Annotated in this window: 13 protein-coding genes; 5 read left to right on the top strand and 8 right to left on the bottom strand. The window is 68.8% G+C overall.

The annotated features are described in order from the left end of the window. The first annotated feature begins 72 nt into the window (after positions 1-72). Entirely contained in the window at positions 73-1,008 is a 936-nt protein-coding gene (locus OG440_RS07875; RefSeq protein WP_406006115.1) for an AraC family transcriptional regulator, read from the top strand. A gap of 241 nt (positions 1,009-1,249) precedes the next feature. Further along, positions 1,250-1,927: a helix-turn-helix domain-containing protein gene (locus tag OG440_RS07870; RefSeq protein ID WP_406006114.1), complete on the top strand. Its 678-nt coding sequence runs from the start codon at positions 1,250-1,252 to the stop codon at positions 1,925-1,927. A 56-nt stretch (positions 1,928-1,983) separates the two neighbouring features. Here OG440_RS07870 and OG440_RS07865 read toward each other — a convergent pair whose 3' ends face one another. Both OG440_RS07865 and OG440_RS07860 read right to left on the bottom strand, forming a co-directional pair. Continuing rightward, on the bottom strand, positions 1,984-2,379 hold the full coding sequence (locus OG440_RS07865) for a VOC family protein (protein WP_406006113.1): 396 nt from the start codon (positions 2,377-2,379) through the stop codon (positions 1,984-1,986). 295 nt (positions 2,380-2,674) lie between these two features. After that, positions 2,675-3,307 (bottom strand): VOC family protein, encoded by a 633-nt coding sequence (locus OG440_RS07860; RefSeq protein ID WP_406006112.1) that lies wholly within the window; start codon positions 3,305-3,307, stop codon positions 2,675-2,677. Positions 3,308-3,708: 401 nt separating this feature from the next. On the opposite strand from OG440_RS07860, the gene OG440_RS07855 reads away from it, so the two are divergent. The 3 genes from OG440_RS07855 (at position 3,709) to OG440_RS07845 (ending at position 5,651) form a co-directional block, all read left to right on the top strand. Beyond that, positions 3,709-4,362 carry a ThuA domain-containing protein gene (locus OG440_RS07855; protein WP_406006111.1) on the top strand — a complete coding sequence of 218 codons (654 nt, stop codon included), beginning with the start codon at positions 3,709-3,711 and terminating at the stop codon, positions 4,360-4,362. A 168-nt stretch (positions 4,363-4,530) separates the two neighbouring features. After that, entirely contained in the window at positions 4,531-5,394 is an 864-nt protein-coding gene (locus OG440_RS07850; RefSeq protein ID WP_406006110.1) for an oxaloacetate decarboxylase, read from the top strand. Then, complete coding sequence (locus OG440_RS07845; RefSeq protein WP_406006109.1) at positions 5,391-5,651, top strand: hypothetical protein; 261 nt, start codon at positions 5,391-5,393, stop codon at positions 5,649-5,651. The genes OG440_RS07850 and OG440_RS07845 overlap by 4 nt, the downstream gene beginning before the upstream one ends. A 265-nt stretch (positions 5,652-5,916) precedes the next feature. On the opposite strand, the gene OG440_RS07840 is transcribed toward OG440_RS07845, so the two are convergent. From OG440_RS07840 to OG440_RS07815, 6 genes are all read right to left on the bottom strand, one after another. Further along, a complete protein-coding gene (locus tag OG440_RS07840; RefSeq protein WP_406006108.1) occupies positions 5,917-6,129 on the bottom strand; it encodes a hypothetical protein in 213 nt (70 codons plus the stop codon). Positions 6,130-6,167: 38 nt separating this feature from the next. Continuing rightward, the gene (locus OG440_RS07835; protein ID WP_406006107.1) at positions 6,168-7,229 is read right to left on the bottom strand and encodes a LacI family DNA-binding transcriptional regulator; all 1,062 of its coding nucleotides are present in this window, start codon (positions 7,227-7,229) and stop codon (positions 6,168-6,170) included. Between the two features lie 362 nt (positions 7,230-7,591). Beyond that, positions 7,592-9,184, bottom strand: a complete 1,593-nt coding sequence (locus OG440_RS07830; protein WP_406006106.1) for a family 43 glycosylhydrolase — start codon at positions 9,182-9,184, stop codon at positions 7,592-7,594. After that, positions 9,181-10,095: a carbohydrate ABC transporter permease gene (locus OG440_RS07825; protein ID WP_406006105.1), complete on the bottom strand. Its 915-nt coding sequence runs from the start codon at positions 10,093-10,095 to the stop codon at positions 9,181-9,183. Before OG440_RS07825 ends, OG440_RS07830 begins: the two co-directional genes overlap by 4 nt. Further along, positions 10,095-10,979, bottom strand: coding sequence for a carbohydrate ABC transporter permease (locus tag OG440_RS07820; RefSeq protein ID WP_406006104.1), 885 nt, complete (start codon positions 10,977-10,979; stop codon positions 10,095-10,097). The genes OG440_RS07825 and OG440_RS07820 overlap by 1 nt, the downstream gene beginning before the upstream one ends. A gap of 10 nt (positions 10,980-10,989) precedes the next feature. Continuing rightward, positions 10,990-12,321, bottom strand: coding sequence for an ABC transporter substrate-binding protein (locus OG440_RS07815; RefSeq protein ID WP_406006103.1), 1,332 nt, complete (start codon positions 12,319-12,321; stop codon positions 10,990-10,992). Positions 12,322-12,364: the final 43 nt, after the last annotated feature.

The raw sequence follows: 12,364 nt of genomic DNA, 5'->3' as shown, positions 1-12,364 counted from the left end.
TCAACTGCCGTACGCGGCAAGGTCCCATCGCTGAACGGCTCGTTCCCATAAGCGCGCGTCTACGCTGACCGCATGGACGTACTCGCAGGCCTGCTGGAGGGTCCACGCGCGCGTGGCGCCCTGATGATCCGCGCCTGCTTCGACCCGCCGTGGGCCGTGCGGGTCGAGGACCGCGCCCCGCTGACGGTGATGCTCATGGTGCGCGGCGAGGGCCGGATCGTGCCGGACGACGGGGAGGCCGTCCGCCTACAAGCCGGCGATCTCGCCATCGCCCGCGGCCCCGCCCCGTACACCTGCGCCGACGCCCCCGGCACGCCTCCCCAGGCGCTGATCCTCCCCGGCGGACAGTGCGCCTATCCCGACGGTCGCCTCCTGAACGGCTCCATGGACCTGGGAGTACGCACCTGGGGTGATCGGCTGGAAGGCTCCACGGTCGTCCTGATCGGCACGTATCTCATGCAGGGCGAGATCAGTAATCGGTTGCTCGACGCGTTGCCCCCGCTGCTGTCCCTCACCTCCGAGGTCTGGCAGTGCCCGCTCACCCCGCTGCTCATGGAGGAGATCGTCCGCGACGAGCCCGGTCAGGAGGTCGTCCTGGACCGCATGCTGGACCTCCTGGTCATCGCCGCGCTGCGGGCCTGGTTCTCCCGTCCTGAAGCGGCGGCCCCGGCCTGGTACCGGGCGTTGGCCGACCCGGTCGTGGGCCGCGTGTTGCGGCTGGTCCAGGACGACCCGGCGCACCCGTGGACGGTCGCGTCCCTCGCCATGAAGGCGGGCGTCTCCCGGGCGGCCATGGCGCGTCGCTTCAGCGACCTCGTGGGCGAGCCGCCGATGACCTACCTCACCGGCTGGCGCCTCGCCCTCGCCGCCGACCGACTGCGCGACACCGAGGACACGATCGGTGCGATCGCCCGCCAGGTCGGTTACGGAAGCGCTTTCGCCCTGTCCAGCGCGTTCAAGCGGGTGTACGGCGTCAGCCCGCAGGAACACCGGACGCGGGCGGGCTAGGGAGGGCACGCGGGGGAGGGGGATGGTCGGTGGGGGCAGCTGGTCGGTGGGGCTGCTGGGCCACTGCGACGGCTGGGCAGCGGGGGAATCCGGTTTCCGGCCCCATCCGGACAGACCGGAAGGGGGCGACACCGCAGGGTACGGCGGCCCCCTCCAGGTACGGAGCGGTGGCGGAAGCAGGACAGGAGACGGTGCGGATCCGTACCGGCGTCCCGGAACCCCGCGGCGTAGCCTGTCGTACATGTACGAGGAGTGGCCTTCCCGGCTGGTCGGGGCGGTGGTGTGGACGAACACGCCGTCCCTGGCACCGGGCACCCGTCGTCCCGTGCTCCCCGACGGCTGTATGGACCTGCTGTGGCGCGAGGACAGACTGCTGGTGGCCGGACCGGACACCCACGCACATGTGCCAGACGGCCCGCCCATCACCTGGGCGGGCATCCGCCTGTTCCCCGGCACCGCGCCCGCGCTGCTCGGTGTGCCGGCTCATGAACTGCGCGACCGCCGTGTCGAGTTGGCCGAACTGTGGCCCGCGTCGGAAGTGCGTCGCCTGACCGGCCGGGTAGCCGCGGCGGCGCACCCGGCGGTGGCCTTGGAGGAGCTGGCGCTGGAGCGGGCGGCGCCGCCGGACCTGGCGCTGCGCCGATTGGTCGCCGCTCTCGCCTCAGGTCGGCCGGTGGCCGAAACGGCGGACGAACTCGGCCTCGGAGCACGTCAGTTGCACCGGCGTGCGCTGTCCTCCTTCGGCTACGGCCCCAAGACGCTGGCGCGGATCCTGCGCCTGCAACGTGCTCTCGCGCTGGCCCGGCGGGGCGTGCCGTACGCGGACACGGCGAACCGGACCGGTTACGCCGACCAAGCCCATCTCTCCCGGGATGTGAAGGAGTTCACCGGCCTCACGCTGGGCGCCCTGCTGCATTGAGCCCTGTGCGTCGAGAGCCCTGCTGCGTCGGGAGGGCTGCTGCGAGCAGGCGGCGGTCAGTGGGGGAGCGGTGCGAACAGGTCGACGCCGTTGCCGTCGGGGTCGAGTACTACGGCATAGCGCTGGCCCCAGAACGCGTCCCACGGTTTCAGGTCGCCTCGGTGGCCGGCGCCCAGCAACATCTCGTACACGGTGTCGACCTCACCCGGTGTGTCACAGCGCAGCGCGAGTGAGGTCCGGCCACCCCCGGACGGTGCCTGCCACCCCGGGTTGAACGAGCGGACTGTGTCCTCGGTGTCCAACAACAGCCTTAGCCCACCGGGTAGTTCGGCCTCGGTGTGCGGCTCGTGCTCGGCCCCCTCGGGGAAGACGAAGCCGAGCCGGCGATAGAAGGAGACGGACGCGGCCATGTCGGAGACGACCAGGCCGATGGCATCGAATCGTGGACTCATGCGGTAACGGTAGGCAGCGCTGCCGCAACCGGTCTTGAAAGAAACGGACACGCCCTCGGAAAACCTTTCCGTACACCTGGATGGAGCCGGTGCGCGGAAGCCGGACCGTGCGGACACGACGGCCGGCCCCGTCCCGACGGGCTCACGGAACGGGACGACTGGACGACGGGAAGGGACGACGGGACGATGGGCTGCACCGGCCCGACTGAGCGTTGCGTTGCCACCGATCACCGTCGGCCGCCGACCACGAGAGCGCGCCGAGATACGCCGGCCTGGGCGGGCAGTGCTTCCAGGGTCAGCTGAAGGTCACCGGCCCGTTGGGTGTGTCCAGGGTGAACGAGAACCCCGCCGGGCCCTCGGCCAGGGCGAGGTCGGTGCCGAGGGCGCCGAGCAGGGGGCGGATCTCCTCGGGGTCGGGAGCGGTGGCCGTCAGTTCCAGCAAGGGACTGACGGGCAGGCCGGAGGCGGAGGGGTGGATGCTGCCACCCCAGTCGATGAGGAAGGGGACCAGGCCGGACGGATGCGGGGAGCCGCCGTCGGTCAGCCGCCATCGAAGGAGGGTCCCGTCGGGACGACGTCGGCTCATCTCCCGTACATCACCGGTGTCGTAGCCCCGGGCGCGGACGTTCGCGACCGTCGCGTCCAGGTCGGGCGGGCTGATGGCCCAGGTGATCGTCCGTGCGGAGGCGAGCGCGTCCACGCCGAAGGGGCGTGGGCCGGACGGCGCGGGCTGTTCCGGATCCGGGCCGATGATCTCCAGGTACGCGCGGTGCCCCAGGTCGACCAGGTGGTTGCGGGTGCCGAGCCCGACATGCACTCCTCCCGGTGCCGGAACCACTCCCGTGCGCCGGGTGAACTCGGCGACCGTCGCCGCCAGATCGGGCGTTGCGAGGACGATGTGGTCGAGGCGTGCGGGAATGGTGTTCATCCCGCTCGAGCCTACGCGCCCGGCCTCCGAAATGACCGCGCCCATGGAACGCCTGAGCGGCGGGCCGGTGTGCGAGGTGCTGCTCTACCGGAGACCCGCGCCCTCCCCACCGCATGCGTCGCGCGGCCACTGATCGTCAGGCTGAACACCGATGACGGCCGAGGGGGACCGGCGTCGGTCGGCGTCGGGTCGGTGTCGGAAACCGGACGAAAGCGGTGGACTCGCTGAACCGCAGTCTCGGGAAGACGCGTCGTCAGGTCGGCGGAAGCCGGGCGAACACGGGCCAACCGGTTACACCCCCGCTTCCTGTCCCACCCGCTCCGCAACAGCGCCCGTCGCCGAAATTTTCGCCCTGATCATTTCGCTGGGGCCGATGCTCCCGCCCGCCTAGGCTCGTCCCCATGACCGCCCGCCTGCTCGTGTACACCCGCACAACCGATTACCGGCACGACTCCATCCCGGACGCCGTCGCCGCCGTTCGCGGGTTGGGCGAGTTCGCTGTCGACCACACCGAGGACCCGGCCGCCCTGGAGGCGCCGCTGGACGGGTACGCCGCCGTGGTCTTCCTCTCCACCAGCGGCAACGTGCTGACTCGGGCAGGGAGGGAACGCCTCGCCGGCTTCGTCGAGGCGGGTGGCGGTTTCGTCGGGGTGCACGCGGCAGCCTGTACCGAGTACGACTGGCCGTACTACGGCGAGCTCCTCGGCGCCCGCTTCGCCCGCCACCCGGAATTCCAGCCGGGCAAGGCGGTGATCGAGGACCACGACCACCCCGCCACCCGTTCCCTGCCGACCGTCTGGAACTTCACCGACGAGTGGTACGACTTCCGAGCCAACCCGCGCGGGCGGGTACGGGTTCTCGCCGTCGCCGACGAGTCGTCGTACACCGGCGGCGGGATGGGAGCCGACCACCCGCTGGTCTGGTGCCGTGAGCAAGGCCGGGGACGCGTTTTCTACACGGCCCTCGGTCACTCCTCCCAGGCCTACGCCGACCCTCACTTCCGTACCCATCTCGGCGGTGGCATCGCGTGGGCGGCGCGGCTGCGGGACCAGTGACGTTTCTCCGGTGAACCGGTTGCGCCATTGGGGTGAGCAAAGCCTTCACATGCGGAAAGTCGCGCATCGACATAGAGATCCTTTTGTCTTCGCAAAGGGCTGTTGTGTCGCAACGGCTTTCTTGCATCTGGTGTGTTGACCCCTCGACTCCATTGGAGGAGCCGGACGGTGACTTACGGGAACAAGTTGCGGGAGCGGATCGCCGACCCCGGAACGACCCCCCTGATCGGCGTGTACGACATGTACTCGGCATCGATCGCGGCGGAGCACTACGACGGGATGTTCGTCTCGGGATTCGGCTTCGCGGCCTCGCACTACGGGCTGCCGGACATCGGTTTCATCGCCTGGCCGGACATGGTGGCGTTCGTCCAGCGGCTGCGGGGCGCGTTCCCGCGGCAGCACCTGCTGGTGGACATCGACGACGGGTACGTCGATCCGGAGGTCGCCTGCCACGTGGTGGAGGGACTCGAACGCATCGGGGCCTCCGGCGTGATCCTGGAGGACCAGAAGCGGCCGCGCAGGTGCGGGCACGCCGACGGCAAGCAGGTGCTGCCGCTGGACGAGTACCTGGCCAAACTGGAGATGGTGCTGGCCGCCCGGCGCGACCTGGTCGTGGTGGCCCGTACGGACGCCACCGACGAGCACGACATCCTGCGGCGGGCCCGCATGCTGGCCGCCACCGACGCGGACGTGGTCCTGGTCGACGGGGTCCGCACCGTGGAGTGGATCCGCCGGATCCGTGACGTGGTAGGAGACAAGCCGCTGCTGTTCAACCAGATCGCCGGCGGCAAGTCCCCCAGGCTCTCGCTGAGCGAGCTGTCCGATCTGGGCGTGAACGTCGCGATCTACAGCACGCCGTGTCTCTTCGCGGCGCACGCGGCGATGGACTCCGCGCTCGTCGACCTCAAGCGGGCCGACGGCCGGCTCCCCGAGGTGGACGCGGCGAGCGGCGTCGGTGTGCGGGCCTCGACCGAGTTGTTGGAACGCAACATCGCGCGCCTGCGTACCGCGCCCGAGAGCGTGATCGCGTGAGCCCGGTCGCTCCCCGACTCAGGACGGCGGCCGTCCTGGCGGTCGCTCTGCTGGGCGCCGCCGCCACGACGCCGGCGGTCGCCGAGGGCAGCCTGATCACCGTGATCGACAATTCGCACGCCGACTCGATCCTCGAGGTCGACCGAGCGGCCAACGTCCAGCAGGGCAGCAGCGGCACCGCGGGTAGCGACCACGACGGAAGCGCCGTCGACCTGATGGAGGCGTTGGTCGGCGCGCCGGACCGCGGCGAGGACTGAGCGAGGAGATCACCGGCCGGGTGCCACCGTGATGGTGACACCCGGCCTTCGGCTGTCCCTTACGACGATCTCCCAGGTCACCCGGGTGAGCCCGCCACCAGGTGAGTTACTCGATTGCGAGGAAACGCGTTACAGCAAGTGTGCCGGCGAAGGCCGGGACCGGTCGAGGCCGTGCCGTCACGGAACCCGGTCGCGGCCGTGTCGCCCGTGACATGCCGACGCATGTGAGCGCCACGGCCCGGGCGACGGATCGCCGGCCGGTTCGTCAGTCCTCGTCGACGTCAGGGCGTCCGACCTCGTTCGACTCCACGTCTTCGGGCCCGTCGCCCGGCTCGTCACGAGGATCGGTCACGGTGACGCGGGCGGTGGTGTCCCGAGGAACGGGACCGGAGGTCACGGCCTGGGCCGTCCCCATGACGGTGATGAGGACGGCCGAAGCGACGACGAACAGTACTGCGGTGCGCGTGCTGAGTTTCATGCCGGGAAAACGATCAGTAACGCCGGAGGGTCACCGTTTCACGTTCTTGCCCGCCGGCTCGGTGGAGCCGTGCTCGCCCGCTCCACGAGCCGTGTCGACAACTCGGTCCGCGTACCCTCCGGACGCTCGCCGTCCATCATCCGAAGCAACAACCGCAACCCCGTTGCTGCCATCTCCGCCAACGGCTGGCGCACGGTGGTGAGCGCGGGGGTCGTCCACCGGGACTCCGGCAAGTCGTCGAAACCGACCACACTGACGTCGTCGGGGACCCTCAACCCCCGCTCCGCCAAAGCCAGATAGGCACCCAGGGCCATGCGGTCGGAGCAGACGAAGACGGCCGTCGGCGGTTGGGGCAGATCGAGCAGCTCACCCATGCGCCGGTGGGCGACGGACTCGTCGAAGCCGCCGTTGCGCAGGTATTCGGGGCGGAACGCGATCCCTGCCGACGCCAGGGCCGACCGGTAGCCGGCAACTCGGGCGCTGCTGCACATCTTGCGGCGCGGGCCGGCGATCACGGCGATGCGTTCGTGACCGAGCGCCAGCAGGTGCTCGGTCGCCGTCACCCCGCCCTGCCAGTTCGCCGCCCCCACCGACACCACCCCGGGCGGCGGCTCGACCACCGGGTCGATCAGCACGAACGGGGTGCGGTGCTGCTCCAGCCACGCGTACTGAGAGGGCGTCAATTCCGTCAGGTTGAAGAGCACTCCGGACGACCCACGCACCGTCAGCTTGTCCAACCAGCCGCGCTGCGGGCGCCCGACACGGGTGCGGGACATGGCGGCCGAGACGACGACGTCCAGACCCGCCTCGTGTGCCGCCTCCTCCACGCCGTGCAGCACCGCGCCCGACCAGGAGCTGTCCAGCGAGTGCACCACGAGGTCGATCAGCCGGGGCGGCTTGGTCGCGTCGAAGCGCGGTCTGCGGACATAACCCAGCCGGTCCAGCGCCTCCATCACCCGGCGTCTGGTCTCGGGGGCGACATCCTCCCTGCCGTTGACCACCTTGGAGGCGGTCGGCACCGACACCCCGGCCTCGCGGGCCACGACCGCCAGGGTCGGCCCGGCCGTCGCGCTTGCACTCGCACTCGCGGTGCGCACCATCGGGATCCACCTCTCCGGCCCGCCCGAAGGCCAGCGAAAGTTCGATCAGCGCCCTTTCGGAGCCGACGTGGAAACAGACGACTCACAGAAAGCGCTTGCTATCCTAGGTGCGCCTCGGCGTGACGTGAAGACTCCGGAAAACGCGGGATCTTGAACGCCGGAACTTTCGGAACACTCCGGACGAGTGGCGCGGCCCGGATGGCAACGGGCGGCCGCCCTGAAACAGGAAGTGGGCGCCGGACCGGGGGAGGCGGGGAAGCCCGTGCTGATCGTCAACCGGGACCCGACCCGGGGCGACGGGCGCACCGGGCCGGCACACGCCGGCAGGAACGGCGTGGGGACATCCGGACAGGACAGTGTTCTCATGCCGGCACGCAGGTCAGCCGGAAGTCCCGGAAGTCGGCGGTGAAGGACGCGTCGACCAGGTCCCGGGCATGAATCCCGGCCAGGGTTCCGGTGAAACGCAGCCGGTCGCCGTGATCGTCCGACAGCCGGCCTACGTCCAGCGCCGGACCGACCGAAGCGCGAACACCCTCGCGCACGTACCAGAACCGCGCCTCCGTCCTCACGACCGTCACACCCAGCGTGATCGGCACGTTCGCGTCGACGTCCACGACCGCCGCCTGCCGTGCGCCCTTCTCGTCGCGCTCCACCAGACTGAGCACGGTCCGTCCCCCACCGCGCCACTGTTGACCGCGCTGCGGTTCGGCGGCAGGTTCCGCCCACGTCAGATCGAGGGAGAGGTACGCCTCCGCGTCGTAGCGAAGGATGAGCCCAGCTGCCTGGGTGAAGGTCGACGGCCCTGCCTGCAGGGTGACTTGTGCGGTGGAGCGGTGCTCGGTGAGGCGTTGCGCGAGCAGGCTCTGTCCCCAACGCGACTCCGGCCCGTGCCGACCGCGCAGGCGGATCCAGCCGGGTCGGGAGACGAGATCCGCCCAGGAGGGGTCCGGGGGTTCGCGCAGCGTGCTCCATGGCCAGCCCAACACGTCCTGAGCAGGCGGTGGTTGGCTGACTTCGCCGGAACTCCGGGGAACCTCGACGTCGACCGCCGGATGCCAACCGCCCTGACGCAGACGAGGTCTGCCCTCCGCGTTCCAGGTCACCGCCTGGATGGCGGTTTCCCTGCCGAGGGTGCAGCGGGGACCGCTTTCCGTGTCGAGGGGGCGGGCCGTGAGGTGGCTCAGAAACCACTCGCCGTTCGGCGTCTCCACCAGCTCGGCGTGGCCCGCCTTCTGCAGTGGCAGCCGTGGATCGTCGCGTGACGTGAGCAACGGGCGATCGTCGAGTACGTAGTGCCCGGTGAGAGTACGGCTGCGGGCCGTACGGACGCCGTGCTCGAAACCGGTTCCACCCTCGGCGAGGACCAGGTGGTACCACCCACCATGGGCCAGCAACTTCGGTCCCTCGATGAGCTGTTCATGCTGCAACAGGAGGTGGGTGACGCCGAGGGGGACGAGGGTGCCGCGCTCCAGTTCCGTCAGGACGATACCCGCGAAGCGCGCTCCGCCGGGGCGGTGATCGTTCTGGAGGTTGAGCAGCCAGAGACGGCCCTCCTCGTGGAAGAGGGCGGGGTCGAAGCCGTGACCGGCGATGCGGCGCGGCGGAGTCCAGGGGCCCCGCACGTCGTCGGCCGTGGTGACGTAGGTGTCCTGGTCGAAGTACGGCGTGCCGACGGAACGTACGACCGTGTAGACCACCCAGAAGCGCTCACCGTCCCAGCTCAGCGACGGCGCCCAGATGCCGCCCGAGTCGGGCACGCCGGCCAGCGTCCCTCCTGGCGCGGCTCCTCGGACGTGCCCCGCGTACTCCCAGTGCGCCAGGTCACGTGACCGGTGGATCGGGATCGTCGGGAACCATTCGAAGGAACTGGTCGCCACGTAGTACCAGTCGCCGACCCGGATCAGGGAGGGGTCGGGAGCGAAACCGCGGATCACGGGATTGTGCAGGACGGTCACTTCAGCGCCCCCAGCGTGACACCGGTCCGCCAGTAGCGACGCATCGCGACCATCATGATCGCCATCGGCACGATGGACAGCAGCGCGCCGGTCAGGACCAGGCTCGTGAGGTCGACCCCGGATTCCAGGCGCTTGCCGCTCCAGTTGTAGAGGCCGATGTTGAGCGTCCAGTTCTCCTCGCCGCGCAGCACGGTCAGCGGCAGGAAGAAGGCGTTCCAGGTGTTGACGAAGGCCAGCAGAAACACGGTCGCACCGCCCGTGGTCATCATGCGCAGCACGATGCTCACGAAGATGCGCAGTTCACCCGCTCCGTCGAGACGGGCCGCCTCGAGGAGTTCGAACGGGATCGTCGCCTCGGTGTACACCTTGGCGAGATACACGCTGAACGGATTGATCAGGCAGGGGATCAGCATCGCCCAGGGCGTGTCGACCAGGCCGATATCCGAGAACAGCAGATACAGCGGCAGCGTGAGGAGGGCGATCGGGATCAGGAACGAGCCCACCACGCAGGCGAAGACCACGGCGCGACCCGGAAAATCGAAGCGGGCCAGCCCGTAACCGGTTGCGAGCGCGACGACGGTGCCGCCGAGAGAGCCGACTCCCGCGTACAGCAGCGAGTTGGCTGTCCAGCGGAGGAAAATGCCGTCCTGGTAGGTGAACAACTGATGCAGGTTGTTCCACAGATGCATGCCGGAGAACCACAGGCCGTTGCTCTGATAGAGCCCGGTGCGGTTCTTGGTGGCGGCGACGATCAGCCACCAGACCGGGAACAGACTGTAGGCGCTTGCCAGGACCAGTCCCAGGAGAAGGAACCGCTGGCCGCCCTGAGAGCGGGAGGCGGGGTCGGGGTCCGTACGCCGGCGCACCGCCGGCGTCGAGTTCTTCCGCGCGCGGTCTTCGGTGAGCGTCATCAGTCGGCCTCCCTCGAAGTCAACCGGTAGAAGAGGAAGGAGGCGACGCCCAGGATCAGCGCGAGCAGTACCGACAGGGCCGCGGCGTAGTGGTAGTTACCGGCGTTGAACGCCTGGTTGTAGATGATCATGATCGGGGTGAAACCGTCGTTCACGGTCTGCGGAGTGACGTTGCGAAACAGCGCGGGCTCATTGAAGATCTGCAGCATCTGGATGACGGACAGAAGCCCGGTCAGCACCAACGCCCCTCGTACGTATGGCACTTTGATACTGCGAGCGATCCTCACCTCCGAGGCCCCGTCCAACCGCGCGGCCTCGAACAGATCGCGTGGAACGGCCTGGAGCGCCGAGTAGATGATCACCATGTTGTAGCCGATGCCGTGCCAGGTGAGCAGGTTGCCGATGGACGGCCAGACCATGGACGGCGAGAAGAAGTTCCAGTCGGCGCCGAACAGCTTGCCCAGTGGCGTGAGCGGACCGACGTCCGGGCTGTACAGGTTGATCCACACGAGGGCGGCGACCACCCCAGGGATCATGTATGGGACCAGCAACACGATCCGGAACCGGCTCGCCGCCCGCGAGCCGAGCGCGTCCAGCAGCAGCGCCAGCAACAGACTGACGAAGAGCATCACCGGAATCTGCACACAGGCGAACAGCACCACACGCAGGATGGATCCGGTGAATGCCGCATCGCTCAGCCCCCGTTGGTAGTTGTCCAAGCCGGAGAACCTCTCCGAGGCCCCGCCGAGACCGAGCCCGGACTGCTGGGTGCGGAACAGCGACTGGTAGACGGCGTAACCGATCGGTACCAGATACAGGAACACGAAGCCGAGCTGGAAGGGCACCGTGAACGCGGCGCCCTTCCAGCGCAGGGATTGAATCATCGGTCGCGCCTCAGCCCTCGACGCTGATGCCGCGGGACTTCAGGTCGTTGACCGTCCACTCCTGCATGTGAGCGAGCAGATCGGTGACCTTCTGGTCCTTGTTCACGACCTTGGCCCATCCGGCCTGCATCTCGGTGAACATCGCCGTCCAGTCCGGTCCGAAGGTCCAGTCGGTGGTAACCGTGTTCAGGCTGTTTTTCACGATCTGCTGGGCCGGTTCGTAGTTCGCCCCGAGCAGCTTGTCGGAGATCGCCTCGCCGACATAGGTGTCGCTGTCGGCCAGCGCCGGCATCACACCGTTGCCCGTGGTCGGGCTCGCCATCGTCTTGACCGCGCCGGTGTCGGTGGACATCCACAGCGCGGCCTCGGCCGCCTGCCGCTGGTTCTTGCACTGCTTGGTCACCAGGGTCAGGCCGCCGCTCTGGTTGGTGCCCGCGGGGGTCTTGGCCGCCTCACCGGCGAACGTCGGCCACGGCGAGAGGGCCCACTTGCCGAAGGACTTGGTGAAGTTCTGCACCATTCCGGCCATCTGCCAGGTGGAGATCTGGCGGGTCGCGGTGCCGCCGTTGTCGTAGTTGCGCTGGACGGCCGCGTAGTCGGCGAAGGACAGCGTCGAGTTGAGGTCGTTGTCGACGATCTCCTGGATCACCTTCGCGGCCTTGAGCGTGCCCTCGTCCTGGAAATTCACCTTCCAGGAGTTTCCGTCGATTCCGTACCAGTGGGCGCCGGCCTGCATGGCCAGCACTTCGAGAGTGCTGGGATCCTCGCCGGCGTAGTTCGTGATCTTGACGCCGTGCTTCGCCAGCGTCTTGCCGGCGGCTATGAACTCGTCCCAGGTGGTAGGCGCCTTCAGGCCGTACTCGGCGAAGACGTCCGTGCGGTAGATCGTGAAGGCCGGCGCCGAACTGGTGGGCACGCCGTAGACCTTGCCCTGCACCTGTCCGGCAGCCCAGGAACCGGCGTTGAACTTGTCCTTGCTCGGCTCGACGTACTTCGTGATGTCGGCGAGCGCGTCTTGCGACACCCAACTGGTCACGTACTCGGCGGTGTTCTGCACGAGGCAGGGCCCGTTGCCGGCCTTGACCGCGTTGGTCAGCTGCTTCTGCATGGTCAACTGGTCGGTGACCTTGGTGTACTTCAGCTGAATGCCCTTGTGGGAGGCGTTGAACGCCTTGACGACCGCTTCCTGCCCGTTCGCCCAGCCCCAGAAGGGGAGGGTGACCGGGCCGGACGCCGAGGCGTCCCCGTCGCCCGACCCACCACAGGCGGAGAGCAGACCTGTCAGCGCGATACCCGCCACGGTGGCGCGGGCGAACCTTCTCCGGGGGCTGGTGGAGTTCATCTGACCGTGATCCTTCGGAAAGTAGGCGTCTCGGAACGAGAGA

This window comes from Streptomyces sp. NBC_00637 (assembly GCF_045161545.1).
Classification (GTDB): Bacteria; Actinomycetota; Actinomycetes; order Streptomycetales; family Streptomycetaceae; genus Streptomyces.
This window is presented reverse-complemented; position numbering and strand designations above follow the sequence as displayed.